The organism is Candidatus Binataceae bacterium, assembly GCA_035508495.1.
In the GTDB taxonomy this organism is placed as follows: Bacteria; Desulfobacterota; Binatia; order Binatales; family Binataceae; genus JASHPB01.
Genome location: DATJMX010000025.1, coordinates 41,911 through 58,526 on the forward strand (window position 1 = coordinate 41,911; position 16,616 = coordinate 58,526).

At 61.9% G+C, this 16,616-nt stretch carries 30 protein-coding genes; all 30 read left to right on the plus strand.

The genetic code is table 11. The features are described from left to right. Positions 1-94: 94 nt before the first annotated feature. The 30 genes from rpsL to rpmJ all read left to right on the plus strand — a co-directional run bounded on the left by rpsL (position 95) and on the right by rpmJ (position 16,604). On the plus strand, positions 95-466 hold the full coding sequence (rpsL, locus tag VMA09_08775; protein HUA33682.1) for a 30S ribosomal protein S12: 372 nt from the start codon (positions 95-97) through the stop codon (positions 464-466). 4 nt (positions 467-470) lie between these two features. Next, positions 471-941, plus strand: a complete 471-nt coding sequence (rpsG, locus tag VMA09_08780) for a 30S ribosomal protein S7 (GenBank protein ID HUA33683.1) — start codon at positions 471-473, stop codon at positions 939-941. 26 nt (positions 942-967) lie between these two features. Then, positions 968-3,040, plus strand: a complete 2,073-nt coding sequence (gene fusA, locus VMA09_08785; GenBank protein ID HUA33684.1) for an elongation factor G — start codon at positions 968-970, stop codon at positions 3,038-3,040. A gap of 43 nt (positions 3,041-3,083) precedes the next feature. Further along, the gene (gene tuf / locus VMA09_08790) at positions 3,084-4,283 is read left to right on the plus strand and encodes an elongation factor Tu (protein HUA33685.1); all 1,200 of its coding nucleotides are present in this window, start codon (positions 3,084-3,086) and stop codon (positions 4,281-4,283) included. Positions 4,284-4,356: 73 nt separating this feature from the next. After that, positions 4,357-4,665 (plus strand): 30S ribosomal protein S10, encoded by a 309-nt coding sequence (rpsJ, locus tag VMA09_08795; protein ID HUA33686.1) that lies wholly within the window; start codon positions 4,357-4,359, stop codon positions 4,663-4,665. Positions 4,666-4,670: 5 nt separating this feature from the next. After that, positions 4,671-5,336, plus strand: coding sequence for a 50S ribosomal protein L3 (rplC, locus tag VMA09_08800; GenBank protein HUA33687.1), 666 nt, complete (start codon positions 4,671-4,673; stop codon positions 5,334-5,336). 1 nt (position 5,337) lies between these two features. Next, a complete protein-coding gene (gene rplD / locus VMA09_08805) occupies positions 5,338-5,988 on the plus strand; it encodes a 50S ribosomal protein L4 (GenBank protein ID HUA33688.1) in 651 nt (216 codons plus the stop codon). Next, complete coding sequence (gene rplW, locus VMA09_08810; protein HUA33689.1) at positions 5,985-6,272, plus strand: 50S ribosomal protein L23; 288 nt, start codon at positions 5,985-5,987, stop codon at positions 6,270-6,272. The genes rplD and rplW overlap by 4 nt, the downstream gene beginning before the upstream one ends. Before the next feature lie 12 nt (positions 6,273-6,284). Further along, complete coding sequence (gene rplB, locus VMA09_08815) at positions 6,285-7,115, plus strand: 50S ribosomal protein L2 (GenBank protein HUA33690.1); 831 nt, start codon at positions 6,285-6,287, stop codon at positions 7,113-7,115. 3 nt (positions 7,116-7,118) lie between these two features. Continuing rightward, positions 7,119-7,430 (plus strand): 30S ribosomal protein S19, encoded by a 312-nt coding sequence (rpsS, locus tag VMA09_08820; GenBank protein ID HUA33691.1) that lies wholly within the window; start codon positions 7,119-7,121, stop codon positions 7,428-7,430. A 20-nt stretch (positions 7,431-7,450) separates the two neighbouring features. Next, positions 7,451-7,786, plus strand: coding sequence for a 50S ribosomal protein L22 (gene rplV, locus VMA09_08825; protein HUA33692.1), 336 nt, complete (start codon positions 7,451-7,453; stop codon positions 7,784-7,786). 3 nt (positions 7,787-7,789) lie between these two features. Beyond that, positions 7,790-8,467, plus strand: coding sequence for a 30S ribosomal protein S3 (rpsC, locus tag VMA09_08830; protein HUA33693.1), 678 nt, complete (start codon positions 7,790-7,792; stop codon positions 8,465-8,467). Between the two features lie 12 nt (positions 8,468-8,479). After that, the gene (gene rplP, locus VMA09_08835; GenBank protein ID HUA33694.1) at positions 8,480-8,905 is read left to right on the plus strand and encodes a 50S ribosomal protein L16; all 426 of its coding nucleotides are present in this window, start codon (positions 8,480-8,482) and stop codon (positions 8,903-8,905) included. Next, positions 8,895-9,113, plus strand: coding sequence for a 50S ribosomal protein L29 (rpmC, locus tag VMA09_08840; protein ID HUA33695.1), 219 nt, complete (start codon positions 8,895-8,897; stop codon positions 9,111-9,113). The genes rplP and rpmC overlap by 11 nt, the downstream gene beginning before the upstream one ends. Further along, positions 9,113-9,367 carry a 30S ribosomal protein S17 gene (gene rpsQ, locus VMA09_08845; GenBank protein ID HUA33696.1) on the plus strand — a complete coding sequence of 85 codons (255 nt, stop codon included), beginning with the start codon at positions 9,113-9,115 and terminating at the stop codon, positions 9,365-9,367. The genes rpmC and rpsQ overlap by 1 nt, the downstream gene beginning before the upstream one ends. 6 nt (positions 9,368-9,373) lie before the next feature. Further along, a complete protein-coding gene (rplN, locus tag VMA09_08850) occupies positions 9,374-9,742 on the plus strand; it encodes a 50S ribosomal protein L14 (GenBank protein HUA33697.1) in 369 nt (122 codons plus the stop codon). Next, positions 9,742-10,086 carry a 50S ribosomal protein L24 gene (rplX, locus tag VMA09_08855; protein ID HUA33698.1) on the plus strand — a complete coding sequence of 115 codons (345 nt, stop codon included), beginning with the start codon at positions 9,742-9,744 and terminating at the stop codon, positions 10,084-10,086. The genes rplN and rplX overlap by 1 nt, the downstream gene beginning before the upstream one ends. Positions 10,087-10,235: 149 nt before the next feature. Beyond that, positions 10,236-10,799, plus strand: coding sequence for a 50S ribosomal protein L5 (gene rplE, locus VMA09_08860; protein ID HUA33699.1), 564 nt, complete (start codon positions 10,236-10,238; stop codon positions 10,797-10,799). A gap of 4 nt (positions 10,800-10,803) precedes the next feature. Then, entirely contained in the window at positions 10,804-10,989 is a 186-nt protein-coding gene (locus VMA09_08865) for a type Z 30S ribosomal protein S14 (protein ID HUA33700.1), read from the plus strand. Between the two features lie 11 nt (positions 10,990-11,000). Further along, entirely contained in the window at positions 11,001-11,399 is a 399-nt protein-coding gene (gene rpsH / locus VMA09_08870; GenBank protein HUA33701.1) for a 30S ribosomal protein S8, read from the plus strand. A 4-nt stretch (positions 11,400-11,403) separates the two neighbouring features. After that, on the plus strand, positions 11,404-11,955 hold the full coding sequence (gene rplF / locus VMA09_08875; protein HUA33702.1) for a 50S ribosomal protein L6: 552 nt from the start codon (positions 11,404-11,406) through the stop codon (positions 11,953-11,955). A 12-nt stretch (positions 11,956-11,967) separates the two neighbouring features. Then, positions 11,968-12,330, plus strand: a complete 363-nt coding sequence (gene rplR, locus VMA09_08880; GenBank protein ID HUA33703.1) for a 50S ribosomal protein L18 — start codon at positions 11,968-11,970, stop codon at positions 12,328-12,330. Positions 12,331-12,341: 11 nt separating this feature from the next. Continuing rightward, the gene (rpsE, locus tag VMA09_08885) at positions 12,342-12,866 is read left to right on the plus strand and encodes a 30S ribosomal protein S5 (GenBank protein ID HUA33704.1); all 525 of its coding nucleotides are present in this window, start codon (positions 12,342-12,344) and stop codon (positions 12,864-12,866) included. 16 nt (positions 12,867-12,882) lie between these two features. Further along, complete coding sequence (rpmD, locus tag VMA09_08890; GenBank protein HUA33705.1) at positions 12,883-13,065, plus strand: 50S ribosomal protein L30; 183 nt, start codon at positions 12,883-12,885, stop codon at positions 13,063-13,065. 1 nt (position 13,066) lies between these two features. Then, positions 13,067-13,537, plus strand: coding sequence for a 50S ribosomal protein L15 (gene rplO, locus VMA09_08895; GenBank protein HUA33706.1), 471 nt, complete (start codon positions 13,067-13,069; stop codon positions 13,535-13,537). After that, a complete protein-coding gene (gene secY, locus VMA09_08900) occupies positions 13,530-14,840 on the plus strand; it encodes a preprotein translocase subunit SecY (GenBank protein HUA33707.1) in 1,311 nt (436 codons plus the stop codon). Before rplO ends, secY begins: the two co-directional genes overlap by 8 nt. A gap of 3 nt (positions 14,841-14,843) precedes the next feature. Beyond that, a complete protein-coding gene (locus tag VMA09_08905; protein ID HUA33708.1) occupies positions 14,844-15,485 on the plus strand; it encodes an adenylate kinase in 642 nt (213 codons plus the stop codon). 8 nt (positions 15,486-15,493) lie between these two features. Continuing rightward, positions 15,494-16,264, plus strand: coding sequence for a type I methionyl aminopeptidase (gene map / locus VMA09_08910; protein ID HUA33709.1), 771 nt, complete (start codon positions 15,494-15,496; stop codon positions 16,262-16,264). Continuing rightward, a complete protein-coding gene (infA, locus tag VMA09_08915; protein ID HUA33710.1) occupies positions 16,257-16,475 on the plus strand; it encodes a translation initiation factor IF-1 in 219 nt (72 codons plus the stop codon). Before map ends, infA begins: the two co-directional genes overlap by 8 nt. A 15-nt stretch (positions 16,476-16,490) precedes the next feature. Continuing rightward, positions 16,491-16,604 (plus strand): 50S ribosomal protein L36, encoded by a 114-nt coding sequence (rpmJ, locus tag VMA09_08920; protein HUA33711.1) that lies wholly within the window; start codon positions 16,491-16,493, stop codon positions 16,602-16,604. Positions 16,605-16,616 lie beyond the last annotated feature (12 nt).

Sequence of the window (16,616 nt, forward strand, 5' to 3'; positions counted from 1 at the left end):
CTGCTGAAGATGCGCTCCCGTGAGCGCGATGCGTGAGTGAAGAAGGCTCCTTTTGCGGGCGCGCGGTTACGACGAGAGAGAACGGAAAAGTAACGTGCCGACGATTAACCAGTTGATACGCCAGGCGCGCGTCAAGAAGCGCTACAAGGTCAAGGCCCGTGCGTTGCAGGGCTCGCCGCAGAAACGCGGCGTCTGCACGCAGGTCAAGACCACGACGCCCAAGAAGCCCAACTCGGCGCTGCGCAAGGTTGCGCGCGTCAGGCTCTCCAACGGGATCGAGGTTAATACCTATATCCCCGGCGTCGGCCACAATTTGCAGGAGCACTCGGTCGTGTTGATCCGCGGCGGCCGCGTGCGCGATCTGCCCGGCGTTCGCTATCACGTGATCCGCGGTACGCTCGATTCAATCGGCGTGCAGGAGCGCAAGAAGGGCCGCTCCAAGTACGGATCGAAGAAGCCTAAGTAATCATATGTCGCGTAAAGGCCAAATTCGCGTCCGGGAAGTTCCGGCCGATCCCAAGTATCACGATCGCACCGTGGCGAAGTTCATGAACGTTGTCATGGAGCGGGGCAAGAAGTCGCTCGCCGAGAACATTTTCTATGGCGCGCTCGACGTCGTCGCCACTCGCTCCAAGGAAGACGGTCTGGTCGTCTTCAAGCGCGCGCTCGAGAACGTTCGTCCGGCGGTCGAAGTTCGTTCGCGCCGCGTCGGCGGCGCCAACTACCAGGTTCCGGTCGAGGTTCGGCCGGTACGCCGCAACTCACTCGCGATGCGCTGGTTGGTTACCGCAGCGCGTGCACGTGGCGAGAAGTCGATGGCGGAGCGGCTGGCGGCGGAAATCCTCGAAGCCGCGGCGAATCGCGGCGGCGCAGTTAAGAAACGCGAAGACACTCATCGTATGGCGGACGCCAACCGCGCGTTCGCGCACTACCGCTGGTAATTCGAGAGTAACCAAAGGCTGTTTTTATGCCTCGGCAGACGCCAATAGAACGGGTCCGCAATATCGGGATCATGGCCCACATCGATGCGGGCAAAACCACGACCACCGAGCGTGTCCTTTTCTACACCGGCATCAACTACAAGATCGGCGAGGTGCACGAAGGCACCGCGACGATGGATTGGATGGTGCAGGAGCAGGAGCGCGGTATCACGATAACCTCGGCCGCCACGACCTGCTTTTGGAAGGACCATCGTATCAACATCATCGATACGCCGGGTCACGTCGATTTCACGATCGAAGTCGAGCGCTCGCTGCGCGTCCTCGACGGCGCGGTCGCGGTGTTCTGCGCGGTCGGCGGCGTCGAGCCGCAGTCCGAGACCGTGTGGCGTCAGGCTGACAAGTATCGCGTGCCGCGCGTCGCGTTCGTCAACAAGATGGATCGCGTGGGCGCCGAGTTCGAGCGCGTCGTACAGGAGATGCGCGACAAGCTGAAGGCGACGCCGCTGCCGATTCAGTATCCGATCGGCGCCGAAGAAAAGTTCCGAGGCGTCATCGATCTGATCACGATGAAGGCGTTGATTTGGGACAGCGATGCGCTTGGCGCCGAATATCGCATCGACGAAATTCCCGACGATCTCAAAGAGACGGCGGCCGGATGGCGCGACAAGATGATCGAGACGCTCGCCGATCACGACGAGCATCTGATGGAGCTCTACCTCGAGGGCAAGCAGCCCGACGACGAGGCGCTCAGGGCCGCGGTGCGCGCCGCCACTTTAAAGATGTTCGTGACGCCGGTGCTGTGCGGCACCGCGTTTCGGAACAAGGGCGTGCAGCCGATGCTCGACGCCGTCATCGATTTTCTGCCGTCGCCGCTCGATCTACCGCCTGTTATCGGCAAGGTCGATGACAAGGTTGAAGAACGATGGCCGCGCGATGACGCGCCGTTTGCCGCGCTCGCCTTCAAGATCATGACCGATCCGTATCTCGGCACGCTGACCTTCCTGCGCGTCTATTCGGGCAAGCTCGAAAGCGGCGTGGCGGTGCTCAACTCGACCAAGCAGAAGCGCGAGCGTATCGGCCGTATCTTCAAGATGCACGCGAACAAGCGCGAAGAGCTGACCGAGATTTACGCGGGCGATATTTGCGCCGTCGGTCTGCGCGACACCACGACTGGCGACACGCTGTGCGATCCGGGACAGCCGATCGTCCTTGAGTCGATCGAGTTCCCCGAGCCCGTTATCCAGATCGCGATCGAGCCTAAGACCAAGGCCGACCAGGAGAAGCTTTCCGAAGCGCTCCAGAAGCTGGCCAAGGAAGACCCGTCGTTCCGCGTGAGCGTGAACAAGGAAACGGCGCAGACGCTGATCTCCGGGATGGGCGAGCTGCATCTTGAAATTATCGTCGATCGTATGCTGCGCGAGTTCAAGGTCGATGCGAATATCGGCAAGCCGCAGGTTGCGTATCGCGAGACGATTCGCAAGGCATCGGAGGCCGAGGGCAAGTTCGTGCGCCAGAGCGGCGGTCACGGCCAGTTCGGCGTCGTCGAGCTTTTGATCGAGCCGCTCGGCAAGGGCAGCGGATTCGAATTCGTCGATGCGACCAAGGGCGGCTCCATCCCTCGCAACTTCATTCCGGCGATCGAAGACGGCGTGCAGGAAGCGATGGAAAACGGCGTCGTCGCGGGCTATCCGATGGTCGATATCAAGGCGACCGTGCTCGACGGCAAGTATCACGAAGTCGATTCGTCGGAACTCGCGTTCAAGATCGCGGGCTCGATGGCATTCAAGGAATGCTGCGAGAAGGCTCAGCCGGTCATGCTCGAGCCTGTGATGGACGTCGAAGTCGTGACGCCGCAGGAATTCATGGGCGACGTGATCGGCGATCTCAGCTCGCGGCGCGGCAAGGTGCTCGACATGGAGACCCGTGCCGGCGCGCAGGTGATCGAAGCGCGGGTGCCGCTCGCCACGATGTTTGGTTACGCGACGCGGCTGCGTTCGATGACGCAGGGCCGCGCCAATTACACGATGCAGTTCGGCGCCTATGAAGCGGTGCCGCAGAACATTTTTGAGGAACTCACGGCGACCAAGAAAGCGTCGTGATCAGAACCAGTTAAGGAGATGCTCCTAATTCGGAGGGAAGAACATGGGCAAGGCTAAGTTTGAACGCACCAAGCCGCACGCCAACGTCGGCACCATCGGCCATATCGACCACGGCAAAACCACGTTAACCGCGGCGATTACCAAGGTGCTGGCATCGAAGAAGCTTGCCGAGTTCATGGCCTTCGACAAGATCGACAAGGCGCCTGAAGAGCGCGAGCGTGGTATCACGATCGCGATCGCGCACGTCGAATACGAAACCGCCAAGCGGCACTATGCTCACGTCGATTGCCCGGGCCACGCCGACTACATCAAGAACATGATCACCGGCGCGGCGCAGATGGACGGCGCGATCCTGGTGGTCGGCGCCAACGACGGCCCGATGCCGCAGACCCGCGAGCATATCCTGCTCGCCCACCAGGTCGGCGTGCCTTCGATCGTCGTGTTCATGAACAAGGTCGATATGGTTGATGACCCCGAGCTCCTCGACCTGGTCGAGCTCGAAGTCCGCGACCTTTTGAAGAAGTACGACTATCCCGGCGACGATGTCCCCGTGATTCGCGGCAGCGCGCTCAACGCGCTCAACTGCGGATGCGGCAAGGAAGACTGCGCCAACTGCAAGCCGATTCTCGAGCTGATGGACGCGGTCGACAACTACGTGCCGCAGCCCAAGCGCGAGATCGAGAAGCCATTCCTGATGCCGATCGAAGACGTGTTCTCGATCTCCGGCCGCGGCACCGTCGTCACGGGACGTATCGAAAAAGGCGCGGTCAAGGTCAGCGAGGAAGTCGAGATCGTAGGCTTCAAGGACACGCAGAAGACTGTAGTGACCGGCGTCGAAATGTTCCGCAAGCTGCTCGATGAAGGCCAGGCTGGAGACAACGTCGGCGTGTTGCTGCGCGGTCTGAAGCGCGAAGACGTCGAACGCGGACAGGTGCTGGCCAAGCCCGGCTCGATCACGCCGCATACCCAGTTCGAGGCTACGGCCTACATCCTGACCAAGGACGAGGGCGGACGGCATACGCCGTTCTTCAACGGTTATCGGCCGCAGTTTTATTTCCGTACCACGGACGTCACGGGCGTGCTGAATCTGCCCGAGGGCACCGAGATGGTCATGCCCGGCGATAACATCAAGATCGTTGGCGAGCTGATCACTCCGGTCGCGATGGACGAGGGACTGCGCTTCGCTATTCGCGAGGGCGGCCGCACCGTCGGCGCCGGCGTGGTCGCGAAGATCATAAAGTAAGAGATCGCAAAGTAAGCAACCTGTTTCACCTGGTTAGGAGTTGAACGCGTAGGAATCGAGCGCGGTACGAAGAATGAACGAGAAGATCCGAATACGTCTTAAGGCGTACGACTACCGCCTGCTCGATCAGTCGGTTCGCGAGATCGTCGATACCATCCGCCGCACCGGCGGCCGGGTGGCTGGACCGATCCCGCTGCCGACCCGGGTGGAGCGTTTCACAGTTAACCGCTCGCCGCACGTCGACAAGAAGTCGCGCGAGCATTTTGAAATTCGCACTCACAAGCGCCTGCTCGACGTGCTCGAGCCGACGCAGCAGACGATCGACGCGCTCGGCAAGCTCGACCTTGCCGCCGGCGTCGACGTCGAGATCAAGCTCGAGTAGGGCCGATGCTTAACGGATTGATCGGCAAGAAAATTGGGATGACCCAGGTGATTGACGGCGCGGGCCGAGTCCGCGCTGCCAGTGTGATTACGCTCGGGCCATGCACTGTGAGCCAGCTCAAAACCGAGCCGACCGACGGCTATGAAGCCGTGCAGGTCACGTTCGGCAAAAGAAAGCTGACGCGAGTCAGCCACGCACTGCGCGGCCATTTCGCGAAGGCCAACGTGGCGGCGGGCGTGAAGTCGCTCGAGTTCAAGCGGCGCGGCGAAGTTGAGATCACGCTTGGCCAGGCGATCGCCGCGGGCGACGTGTTCAAGGCCGGCGACCAGATCGACGTCGAAGGCGTGTCGAGAGGTCAGGGCTACGCGGGCGTTATCCGGCGGCATCACTTCGCAGGATTCCCCGGCTCGCACGGTACGCACGAGTATTTCCGCCACGGCGGATCGATCGGTAACCGTTCCTATCCCGGCCGCGTGCGCAAGGGCCTCAGGATGGCGGGCCAGATGGGCAACGAGCGCGTCACGGTGCAGAACCTCGAAGTGGTCGAGCTTTTGCCCGACGACAACGCGATAGTGGTGTCGGGCGCGATTCCGGGACCGAGAGGAACCTTCGTCGTCGTTCGTCATGCCTCGCGGCCGCGGCGCAAGTCACAGGTGAAGAGCAATGCCTGAAATGAGCGAGCAGGTTAGTTCGGTGAAAGTGCCGCTCTTTTCGGCTACGCACGAAAAGGTCGGCGAGTTCGAAGTCGCCGGCGCGATCTTCGCGCACGAGGGCCACGAATCGCTGCTTCACGAAGCGGTCAGGATGCAGCTCGCGAACCGGCGCGCGGGCACCGCGTCGACCAAGACCCGCGGACTTATCTCGGGCGGCGGACGCAAGCCGTGGCGGCAGAAGGGCACGGGCCGGGCGCGCGCGGGGTCGACCAGGTCCCCGATATGGCGTCACGGCGGAACGATCTTCGGCCCTTTGCCCCGCGACTATTCGTACAAGATGCCGAAGAAGGCGTGGCGTGCGGCGCTCTGCGTTGCGATTTCCGATCGCGCCAGGAACGGCAAGATGCTGGTCGTCGAATCGCTCGATCTGTCGGAGCCCAAGACCAAGGTGGCGAAGGCCGCGCTCGAAAAGCTCGGCGTCAAGCATGCCCTGATCATTCTCGGCGATGGCGAAGAGCAGTTCCTGCGCGCGGCGCGAAATTTGGCCGCTCACAAGGTGTTGGCGCTTGCCGGGCTGAATGTTTACGACGTGCTCAACTACGACGAACTCGTGATGACGACCAAGACCGCCAAGGCAATTGAAGAGCGGCTCGGCGGAGAGGCGCGATGAGTCCCGATAGCATCATCATGTCGCCGGTCATCACCGAAAAGGGCACGATCGCCGGCACCAAGGGCAACCAGGTCGTGTTCCGCGTGCGCGCCGCCGCGAGCAAGGACCATATCCGCGAGGCGATTGAGCAGCTGTTCAAAGTCACGGTGCTCAAGGTGCGCACGCTCAACCAGATGGGCAAGGAGCGGCGCCGGGGCGCGATTCGCGGCCGCCAGATGGATTGGAAGAAAGCGTACGTCACTTTGAAGGACGGCGACCGGATCGAATTCTTCGAGGGCGTATAACGAGCGACTAAGATGGCAGTTATTCAGCTAAATCCGCGCACCCCGGGCCAGCGCTTCATGCAGATTGCCGATTTCTCGGACCTCACCAACAAGGAGCCCGAGAAGAGCCTGCTGAAACCCGTCAAGCGCTCGGGCGGACGCAACAATCTCGGCCGCATGACAATTCGTCATCGAGGCGGCGGTCACAAGCGGCGCCTGCGCGTTATCGATTTCAAGCGCAACAAGGACGGCGTGCCGGCCATCGTGGCGGCGCTCGAGTACGATCCGAATCGTTCGGCGAATATTGCGCTGCTGCATTTCGCCGACGGCGAGAAGCGCTACATCCTGGCGCCCGACGGGCTCAAGGTCGGCACCCAGATCGAAACCGGTGAGAAGGCCGATATCAAGCCTGGCAATGCGCTCAAGCTGCGTCATATCCCGGTCGGCACGATCGTTCACGCGATCGAGATGAAGCCGGGCGCCGGTGCCCAGCTCGCGCGCGGTGCGGGAACGCAAGCGCAGTTGATGGCGAAAGAAGGCAAGTTCGCGCTGCTCAAGCTTCCCTCGGGCGAGCAGCGGATGGTGCTGGCGGAATGCCGCGCGACGATCGGCCAGGTCGGCAATCTCGACTACGAAAATATTTCGATCGGCAAAGCCGGACGGATGCGATGGATGGGACAGCGCGGTCATGTGCGCGGCATCGCGATGAACCCGGTTGACCATCCGCACGGTGGCGGCGAAGGCCGCTCCAAGGGCAATCAGCCGCAGTCGCCGTGGGGGACGCCAGCCAAGGGCTACAAGACGCGCAAGAAGAAGCCGTCGGATCAGTACATCGTGAGCCGCCGGCCGCGCGGGAAGCATTAGACCATGAGATCACAAAAAAAAGGCCCGTTTCTGGACGAGCACCTCAAGAAAAAGGTCGAGGTTGCCTCGGGCGCGGGCGACAAGCGGATTATCCGCACCTGGTCGCGCCGCTCGATGATCGTGCCCGACATGATTGGGCTGACCTTCGCGGTCCACAACGGTCACAAGTTCGTGCCCGTGTATTGCACCGAGAACATGGTGGGTCACAAGCTCGGCGAGTTCTCGCCCACACGCACCTTTCACGGCCATGCGGGCGACCGCAAGGGCGAAGTGAAGTCGGCCGCGGCGCCGGCCGCGCCGCCGCAGGGGCGCTAAATCTTCGGAGTTGATGAGTAATGGAAGCCCTGGCACGTCATCGTCATGTCCGGATTTCGCCGCGCAAGCTGAAGCTCGTGTGCGATCTCGTGGTCGGCAAGCGCGTCGAGCAGGCGCTCTCGATCCTGGAGTTCACGCCCAAGAAGGCGGCGCGCTTCGTGTCGAAAACCCTGCTCTCGGCGGTTGCCAATGCGCGCGATCAACAGAACGTCGATGAAGATAAGCTTTACGTCAAGCGCGCCACCGCCGACACCGGTCCGACCTGGAAGCGCTCGATTACGCGCGCGCATATGCATGCGACGCCGATTCACAAACGCTCGAGCCATCTGACGGTGGTCGTGGACGAGAAGGAATAAGGCATGGGTCAGAAGACACATCCGCGCGGCTTTCGCCTCGGCGTGATCGAGAACTGGGATTCGCGCTGGTATTCGAGCCACGACTACGCGGCACTTTTGCACGAAGATCTGAAGCTGCGCGACTTTATCAAGAAGCGGCTCTATCACGCCGGTATCTCGCGTATCGAAATCGAGCGCATGGCCAACAAGGCCAAGATCAATATCCACACGGCGCGGCCCGGAATCGTTATCGGTAAGAAAGGCGCCGAGATCGACAAGCTCAAGACCGACGTCGCCAAGCTGATGAAAGGCAAAGAGGCTTTCATCAATATTCACGAAGTGCGCCGCCCCGATCTTGACCCGCAGCTGGTGGCTGAGAATATCGCGCTCCAGCTCGAGCGCCGCGTCGCGTTTCGCCGCGCGATGAAAGAAGCCGTGACGCGCGCGATGCGGATGGGCGCGCTGGGCGTGAAGGTTCACGTCGCGGGACGCCTCGGCGGCGCGGAAATCGCGCGCCAGGAATGGTATCGCGAGGGCCGCGTGCCGCAGCAGACGCTGCGCGCCGACGTCGCCTACGGGTTTGCCGAAGCACGCACGACCTACGGCGTGATCGGCGTCAAAGTATGGATTTTCCGCGGCGAGATTCTGACCCGCCGCGAAGAGGATTTGAAGCGGAGTGGTTCGCAGGCCCAAGCGGGCTAGCACCGAAAGATCATGCTCCAACCCAAGAAAGTTAAGTGGCGCAAGATCCAGAAGGGCCGGGTCACCGGCGCCGAGTCGCGCGGGCTGACTCTCGCGTTCGGCGACTTCGGACTGAAGGCCGTCGAGACCGCGCGCGTCGATGCGCGTGCGCTCGAGGCTGCCCGTATCGCGCTGACGCGTCATATCAAGCGCGGCGGCCGCGTATGGATTCGCGTGTTTCCCGACAAGCCCTTCACCAAGAAGCCGGCTGAAACCCGCATGGGCAAAGGCAAGGGCTCGCCCGAAGGATGGACGGCGGTGGTGAGGCCGGGACGAATTCTGTTCGAGATGGAAGGCGTCGACAAGGCGACAGCGACCGAAGCGATGCGGCTTGCGGCGCATAAGCTGCCGATCAAGACCATCTTCATCGAACGCGAGGTAGGGGCCTTTGGAGCTTAGCGAACTCAGACAGATGTCGGCGGCCGATCTTCGCGTCAAGGAACGCGAGACGCGCGAGGAACTGTTCCGCTTGAGATTGAAACTACGAACGAATCAGCTCGAAAGCCGCGTCGGCTATCAGACTGCGCGCAAGGAGCTGGCGCGTATCATGACCTTGATTGGTGAGAAGAACCGCGCCGAGAAGGCCGCGGACAAGAAGGCAGGCTGATGCGGGATCGAATCAAACGGCGCGAGGGCACGGTGGTCTCCGCCAAGATGACCAAGACGGTGGTGGTCCAGGTCGATCGCCTGGTCGAGCATCCGCTTTACGGCAAGCGGCTCAAGCAGCGCCGCCGCCTGATGGCGCATGACGAGAAGGCCGAGTGCCGCGAAGGCGACCGCGTCGTGATCATCGAATCGCGTCCGCTGTCGAAGAATAAACGTTGGCGCGTGAGCAAAGTGCTCGCCCGCCGGGCAGGGTGACGGGCGATGATTCAGACCCAGACAGTGCTCGACGTAGCCGACAATTCGGGCGCGCGCAAAGTGATGTGTATCAAGGTGCTCGGTGGATCGCGCCGGCGCTACGCGACGGTGGGCGACATTATCGTGGTCGCCGTCAAAGAAGCGATCCCCAATGCCAAGGTCAAGAAGGGCGACGTGTCGCGCGCGGTTATCGTGCGCACTGCCAAAGAGATCAGCCGCGGCGACGGCAGCTATATCCGCTTCGACGGCAACTCCGCCGTGCTGCTGGACAAGGATCACGAGCCGATCGGCACGCGTATCTTTGGCCCCGTCGCTCGCGAACTCCGCGCCAAGCGCTTTCTCAAGATCATCTCGCTGGCGCCAGAGGTACTGTGATGGCGGCAAGGACGGGAAATAAGGCGAAGTTCAAGATTCGCAAGAACGACCTGGTGATGGTTGTTGCCGGGCGCGAGCGCGGCAAAACCGGCAAGGTGATGCGCGTGCTGCCCGAGAGGGGTCGCGTCGTCGTCGAACGGCTCAACATCGTCAAGCGGCACAGCAAGCCCAAGGGCGCGACCAGCCCCGGCGGTATCGTGGAGAAGGAAGCGGCGATCGACATTTCCAATGTCATGATCATGTGCGACCGCTGCAACGCTCCGGTGCGGATCGGAATCAAGGGAACCGGCGACGACAAGACGCGAATCTGCCGCCGCTGCGGAGAAACATTAGGTAACGAGTAATGGCCGAGAAAACCGAACAGCCCAATAAGCCTCCCAGGGGCGAGAAGGGCGACAAGGCTAAGCGCAAAGAGCAGAAGGGCGCGCAGGCCGCAGCACCGGCTGCCGAGCCCGCTCCCGAAGCTCCGCCCGAGCCCAGGCTGCCGCCGCGATTGCGCGACCGCTTCGAGCAGGAGCTTGCGCCCGCGCTGATGCGCGAGCTCAAGATCGAGAACAAGATGCGGGTGCCGCGTCTTGAGAAGATCACGATCAACATGGCGCTCAACGAGGCGCGCGACAACGTGAAGATCCTCGACGCCGCCGTCGAAGAGCTGCGCCAGATCACCGGGCAGAAGCCGGTGCTGACGCGCGCGCGCAAGGCGATATCGAACTTCAAGCTGCGCCAGGGCATGCCGATCGGCGTGATGGTCACGCTACGGCGCGAGCGGATGTGGGAATTCTACGACCGCCTCGTCAATATCGCGCTGCCGCGTGTGCGTGACTTCCGCGGCGTGAGCGACAAGGCGTTCGACGGCCGCGGTAATTACTCGCTCGGCCTGCGCGAGCATACGATTTTCCCCGAGCTCAACCTCGACAAGGTCGAGAAGGTGAAGGGACTTACGATTTCGATAACTACCAGTGCGCACAGCGATTTCGAGGGACAGACTCTGCTGCGCGTGCTTGGGATGCCGTTCCGTGGTGTGACGGCGGAGAACCGGGCCGCGGCCCAGGGATAATCGCATGGCGAAGACGTGTCTTCGGGTCAAGGCGGCCCGTAAGCCCAAGTTCAAATCGCGGGGCTACAATCGTTGTCCGCTGTGCGGCCGCGCGCGCGCATACTTCCGGCGCTTCAAGATGTGCCGGCTGTGCCTGCGCAAGAACGCACTCAGCGGCAAACTGCCCGGCGTCATAAAGGCGAGCTGGTAAAGAGACCGAATATGTCGCAGACCGATCCGATCGCAGAACTGCTTACGCGAATCCGCAACGCGATGCGCGCGCGGTACAACGAACTGACGCTGCCGCATTCGCGCCTGCGCGAGGCGATTTGCCGCGTGCTCGAGACCGAAGGCTTCCTCGACGGCGTCGAGGTGGGCGGTGAGATACCCAAGCGTCAGCTCATGCTGAAGCTGCGCTACTCGGCGGCGCGCGAGCCGGTTATCAAAGGCATCCAGCGCGTCAGCCGCCCCAGCATGCGCCGCTACGCGGGCGCCGAGGATATCGGCAAATCAACCGGCGCGATGGGCGTGCAAATCGTGTCGACTCCGCTCGGCGTGATGACGGGGCGCGAGGCGCGCAGGAAAAAAGTCGGCGGCGAAATCCTCTGCAGGGTTTGGTAACACGATGTCACGCATAGGTAAATTGCCCATCACCCTCGACAAGACCGTCAAGGCGAATCTCGCCGGTGGTGTGATCAAGGTCGAAGGCCCAAAGGGCAAACTCGAAATGAAGGTGCCGGCCGGCTACGACGTGCAGATCAATGACGGCGAGATAACCGTCAAGCGGCCGGGCGATAGCAACGAGCAGCGCTCGGTCCACGGGCTTACGCGCAAGCTTATCGCCAACATGGTCGAAGGCGTAGGCAAAGGCTTCACGCGCGTGCTCGAGATCAACGGCGTCGGCTATCGCGCCGAGGTGAAAGGCACCAATATCAACCTGACGCTCGGCTATTCGCATCCGATCGTTTACCAGTTGCCACCGAGCGTGACGGCCAAGGTCGATAGACAGGTTGTTATCACGCTCGAGAGCGCGGACCGGCAGGTTCTGGGTTCGGTAGCATCCGAGATTCGTGGATTGCGGCCGCCGGAGCCGTACAAGGGCAAGGGAATCAAATACGCGACTGAAACGATTCGCCGCAAGGCCGGTAAGGCGGCGGCGGGCGGCGGCGCGTCGTAAGGCATTAGGACCATGGCTTTCAATCGAGTTGAGAAACGCAAGGCGCGCCAGTATCGCGTGCGTCGTACAACGCGCGGCACGGACACGCAGCCGCGGCTGTCGGTCTTTCGCTCGCTGCATCATATTTATGCGCAGGTGATCTCCGACGAAAGCGGGCGCACGATCGTGGCAGCTTCGACCATGACTCCTGCGCTCAGCGGCGATCTCAAGAGCAAGCGCAGCGTCGAGGCCGCCAAAGCGGTCGGCAAGGCGATCGCCGCGCGATGCATCGAGTCGGGAATCAAGAGCGTGGTCTTCGATCGCAACGGTTTTCTTTATCATGGACGCGTCAAGGCGCTGGCCGACGCGGCGCGCGAGGCGGGGTTACAGTTTTGAACGCACGACGATTGGAAAGAGCGGGTTCGACGGCGCAGCGGATCGATCCGCAGGGCCTCGAGATCAAGGAAAAGGTCGTTCATATCAACCGGGTGGCCAAGGTCGTCAAGGGCGGCCGGCGTTTCAGCTTCAGCGCGCTGGTCGTGGCGGGCGATCAGAACGGTCTCGTAGGATTCGGCCTGGGTAAGGCCAACGAAGTGCCTGAGGCGATTCGCAAGGGCGTCGATCGCGCCAAGAAGAGCCTTATCCGCGTGCCGCTTATCGAAGGCACGATTCCTCACGAAGTCGTCGGCCGCTTCGGCGCGGGGCGCGTCGTTTTGCGTCCGGCTTCGGAAGGAACCGGGGTTATCGCGGCGGGTGGCGTGCGTGCGGTCGTCGAGCTGGCCGGTATCCGCAATATCCTGACCAAGCGGCTCGGCTCGTCTAATCCTCACAATCTCGTCAAGGCGACGCTCGAGGCGTTGACGGAGCTGCGCTCGCGCTCGGATATCACGGGACTGCGCAAGCGTCCGACCGAGCCGTCGGCGGCTGCCTGACGCGGGAGCTTTGAGCATGTCCGATAAAATCCGCCTGAAGCTTGTTCATAGCCCGATCGGCACCACTCAGCGGGTGCGCGAGACGGTCCGCGGCCTCGGCCTCCGCAAAATCGGCAGCGAGAGTGAGCTCAAGCGCACCCCCGCGGTCGAAGGGATGGTCAAGCGGCTGAAGCACCTGGTGATCGAACTCAAGGACTGAAATGAATCTCAGAGATCTCAAACCTTCTCCCGGATCGACTCAGCGCAAGACGCGCCTCGGTCGCGGGATCGGCTCGGGCCTCGGCAAGACTTCAGGCCGCGGTCATAAGGGCAAGGGCTCGCGCGCCGGAGGCAATACGCCGCCGGGATACGAAGGCGGTCAGATGCCGTTGCAGCGGCGCCTGCCCAAGCGCGGCTTCCGCCGGCTGCTGAAGAACGCGGCGCGGCGCGATGAGTACGCTGTCATCAATGTCGATCGTCTCGGCGATTTCGACGAGGGCGCGACTGTCGATGCGGCGGCGCTCGCCGCGCGCGGTCTTGTGCCCACCGGCCGCAAGGTTAAGATTTTAGGAGACGGGGAACTCAAGAAGAAGCTGACCGTGCGCGCCGATGCGTTCTCGAAGGGCGCGCGCGAGAAAATCGCCAATGCAGGTGGCAGTGTCGAAGAGGTAGCGCAGAGCAGCAATGCTTGAAGGTTTCGGCAGCGCCTCGCGCATCCCGGAATTGCGCCGCAGGCTGTTGTTCACAGCCTTTATGCTGGCCGTGTATCGACTCGGCGTGGCAGTGCCGACGCCTGGAATCGACGGGCAGGCGCTCGCCTCGTTCTTCGAGCAGGCCAAGGGCACGTTGTTTGGCTGGGCCAACCTGTTCTCGGGCGGCGCGCTCGAGCGCTTCTCGGTCTTCGCCCTCGGCATCATGCCGTACATCTCGGTCGCGATCATTCTCGACCTGTTGAAGGTCGCGTCGCCGTATATCGACGAGCTGTATAAAGAAGGCGAAGCGGGCCGGCGCAAGATCACTCAATACACGCGCTATGGCACTGTCGGTCTCGCGATCGTGCAGGGCGGCATGATCGCCTACTCGCTGCAGAAGCTGCCCGCACCGGGCGGCGGCTCGATCGTGCTCAATCCCGGTCCCGCGTTCATCATCATGACCGTGCTGACCGTCACGGCGGGCACGATGTTCGTGATGTGGATCGGCGAGCAGATCACCGAGCGCGGTATCGGCAATGGAATCTCGCTGATCATCATGGCGGGCATTATCGCCCGCCTGCCGAGCGCGATCGGCACGACGACCGACTACGTGCGCAACGGTGAAATGAGCCTCTTCGTGCTCATCATCATCCTGACGATCGCGGCGGCGGTCATCGCGGGAATCGTCTATATCGAGACGGCGCAGCGCCGGATTCCGATCCAGTATGCGCGCCGCGTGCAGGGACGCCGCGTGTACGGCGGCCAGAGCTCGCATCTGCCGCTCAAGATTAATACATCGGGAGTTATTCCGCCGATCTTCGCATCCTCGATTCTGATTTTTCCGGCGACGATCGCGCAGTTCATCCCGAGGTTTAAAGATATCGCGACGGCGTACCTGACTCCGGGCAGCCTCGTTTATAGCAGTCTCTACGTCATCCTGATTTTCTTCTTCTGCTATTTTTATACGGCGGTGACGTTCAACCCTGTCGATGTCGCCGACAATCTGCGCAAGTACGGCGGCTTCATCCCGGGTATCCGACCGGGGCGTTTCACGGCCGAGTATATCGACAAGGTGCTGTCGCGGATTACGCTCGGCGGTGCGGTCTATGTTAGTCTGGTTTGCATCCTGCCGACGTTGCTGATTGCTCGATTCAACGTTCCGTTCGTCTTCGGCGGAACAGCGCTCCTGATCGTGGTTGGAGTCGCGCTCGATACCGTTGCGCAAATCGAAACGCATCTGCTGACGCGCAACTACGAGGGTTTCATGAAACGCGGGCGCGTCAAATCAAGGCGGGGTGCGTAACGCGTGCGGCTGGTGCTGCTCGGCCCGCCGGGGGCCGGCAAAGGTACCCAGGCGAGAATTCTGCGGGAGAAGTTCGAGATCCCGCAAATCGCGAGCGGCGATCTCCTGCGTGCGGCGGTCAAGGAAAAGACTCCGCTCGGCCGGGAGGCGCAAGGTTTTATGGACCGCGGTCAGCTCGTGCCGGACGAGCTGGTGTTGAAAATGATCGCGGAACGGATCGCGCAGGAAGATGCGCGAATCGGATTCATCCTCGACGGCTTCCCGCGCAGCGTGGCGCAGGCTGAAGCGCTGGCGAAGATGCTGGGCGCGTCCGGAGTGGCGCTCGATAAGGTTATTGCAGTCGACGTTCCCGATGAGGAACTCGTCAAGCGAATTTCAGGACGGCGCACCTGCACGAAGTGCGGTGCGATGTATCACGTCGCATTCGAGCCACCCAAAGAGGCGGGCCTGTGCGACAAGTGCGGCGGTGAACTCTATCAGCGCGAGGACGACGCCGAGGAAACTGTGCGCGAGCGGCTCAAGGTTTATGCCGCCACGACCCGGCCGCTCATCGAATACTATGGGCGGATTGGGATTCTCGCGCAGATCGATGGTGTAGGTAAGCCCGAAGACGTCGAGCGTCGTTTGCTCGCCGGCTTGAATTGAAGAGAACAATGATCACGCTCAAAACGCCGGCCGAAATCGCCGTGATGCGCAAGGCGAGCCAAATCGTGGCCGAGATCCTTGCGGAACTCGCGGCCAAGGTGCGTCCTGGCGTGACCACCGGCGAGCTCGACGCTTTGGCCGAAGAGCTGACGCTCAAGAAAGGCGCGCGGCCGGCATTCAAGGGCTATAAGCCGGGCGATGTCGTTTATCCGAAGACGCTGTGCGTGTCGGTCAACGAGGAAATCGTCCACGGTATCCCGAGCGGCCGCAAACTCAGGGAAGGCGAAATCGTCAGTCTCGATTTCGGTGTCGTGTACCAGGGATTCTACGGCGATTCGGCGCGCACCGTTCCCGTCGGCGAAATCTCCGAGAAGGCCAAGCGCCTGCTCAAAGTCACACGCGAAGCGCTCTATGCCGGAATCGCGCAGGCCAAGGCAGGCAATCGCATCAGCGATATCGGGCGCGCGGTGCAGGAAGTCGCGGAGGGCGCCGGATTCTCAGTTGTGACGGAGTTCGCCGGGCACGGTATCGGGCGGCGGCTTCATGAGGAGCCGCAGGTTCCTAACTACTTCCGCCCCGGGATGCCGAATCCGCGGCTGCGCGAAGGGATGGCGCTGGCGATCGAACCGATGGTTAATGAGGGCAGCCCCGATTTGGAGATCCTCAGCGATGGGTGGACTGCGGTAACGGCGGACGGTAAACTATCTGCCCACTTTGAACATTCCATCGCGATCACCGACAACGGGCCGGAAATTCTAAGCGAGCTCGGTAATGTCTAAAGGCGACGCGATCGAAGTCCAGGGGACGGTTCACGAAGCATTGCCCAACGCGGTGTTTCGGGTGACGCTCGACAATGGGCACAAGGTGTTGGCCCATATCTCGGGCAAGATGCGGATGCATTACATAAAGATTCTGCCCGGCGACAAGGTCACCGTCGAGTTGTCGCCTTACGATTTAACCCGCGGGCGTATCACCTATCGGATGCGCTAGCGAAGAGTTGATGAAATGAAGGTCCGAGCTTCCGTTAAAAAGATTTGCAAGAACTGCAAGGTGGTGCGCCGCCAGGGCGTGATTCGAATCCTCTGTTCGAACCCGCGTCATAAGCAGCGCCAGGGCTAAGAAGGTCACGAG

Bases quoted from the DNA above. Each gene is read 5' to 3' on its own strand.
- rpsS (HUA33691.1), top strand. From the start codon at position 7,119: ATGAGATCACAAAAAAAAGGCCCGTTTCTGGACGAGCACCTCAAGAAA.
- infA (HUA33710.1), top strand. From the start codon at position 16,257: ATGTCTAAAGGCGACGCGATCGAAGTCCAGGGGACGGTTCACGAAGCA.
- rplW (HUA33689.1), top strand. From the start codon at position 5,985: ATGAGTCCCGATAGCATCATCATGTCGCCGGTCATCACCGAAAAGGGC.
- rpsG (HUA33683.1), top strand. From the start codon at position 471: ATGTCGCGTAAAGGCCAAATTCGCGTCCGGGAAGTTCCGGCCGATCCC.
- rplN (HUA33697.1), top strand. From the start codon at position 9,374: ATGATTCAGACCCAGACAGTGCTCGACGTAGCCGACAATTCGGGCGCG.
- rpsJ (HUA33686.1), top strand. From the start codon at position 4,357: ATGAACGAGAAGATCCGAATACGTCTTAAGGCGTACGACTACCGCCTG.
- rplV (HUA33692.1), top strand. From the start codon at position 7,451: ATGGAAGCCCTGGCACGTCATCGTCATGTCCGGATTTCGCCGCGCAAG.
- rpsH (HUA33701.1), top strand. From the start codon at position 11,001: ATGTCGCAGACCGATCCGATCGCAGAACTGCTTACGCGAATCCGCAAC.
- VMA09_08865 (HUA33700.1), top strand. From the start codon at position 10,804: ATGGCGAAGACGTGTCTTCGGGTCAAGGCGGCCCGTAAGCCCAAGTTC.
- rplP (HUA33694.1), top strand. From the start codon at position 8,480: ATGCTCCAACCCAAGAAAGTTAAGTGGCGCAAGATCCAGAAGGGCCGG.
- rplO (HUA33706.1), top strand. From the start codon at position 13,067: ATGAATCTCAGAGATCTCAAACCTTCTCCCGGATCGACTCAGCGCAAG.
- rplB (HUA33690.1), top strand. From the start codon at position 6,285: ATGGCAGTTATTCAGCTAAATCCGCGCACCCCGGGCCAGCGCTTCATG.
- rplC (HUA33687.1), top strand. From the start codon at position 4,671: ATGCTTAACGGATTGATCGGCAAGAAAATTGGGATGACCCAGGTGATT.
- secY (HUA33707.1), top strand. From the start codon at position 13,530: ATGCTTGAAGGTTTCGGCAGCGCCTCGCGCATCCCGGAATTGCGCCGC.
- map (HUA33709.1), top strand. From the start codon at position 15,494: ATGATCACGCTCAAAACGCCGGCCGAAATCGCCGTGATGCGCAAGGCG.
- rplD (HUA33688.1), top strand. From the start codon at position 5,338: ATGAGCGAGCAGGTTAGTTCGGTGAAAGTGCCGCTCTTTTCGGCTACG.
- rplF (HUA33702.1), top strand. From the start codon at position 11,404: ATGTCACGCATAGGTAAATTGCCCATCACCCTCGACAAGACCGTCAAG.
- rplR (HUA33703.1), top strand. From the start codon at position 11,968: ATGGCTTTCAATCGAGTTGAGAAACGCAAGGCGCGCCAGTATCGCGTG.
- rpsQ (HUA33696.1), top strand. From the start codon at position 9,113: ATGCGGGATCGAATCAAACGGCGCGAGGGCACGGTGGTCTCCGCCAAG.
- tuf (HUA33685.1), top strand. From the start codon at position 3,084: ATGGGCAAGGCTAAGTTTGAACGCACCAAGCCGCACGCCAACGTCGGC.
- fusA (HUA33684.1), top strand. From the start codon at position 968: ATGCCTCGGCAGACGCCAATAGAACGGGTCCGCAATATCGGGATCATG.
- rpmJ (HUA33711.1), top strand. From the start codon at position 16,491: ATGAAGGTCCGAGCTTCCGTTAAAAAGATTTGCAAGAACTGCAAGGTG.
- rplX (HUA33698.1), top strand. From the start codon at position 9,742: ATGGCGGCAAGGACGGGAAATAAGGCGAAGTTCAAGATTCGCAAGAAC.
- rpsC (HUA33693.1), top strand. From the start codon at position 7,790: ATGGGTCAGAAGACACATCCGCGCGGCTTTCGCCTCGGCGTGATCGAG.
- rpmD (HUA33705.1), top strand. From the start codon at position 12,883: ATGTCCGATAAAATCCGCCTGAAGCTTGTTCATAGCCCGATCGGCACC.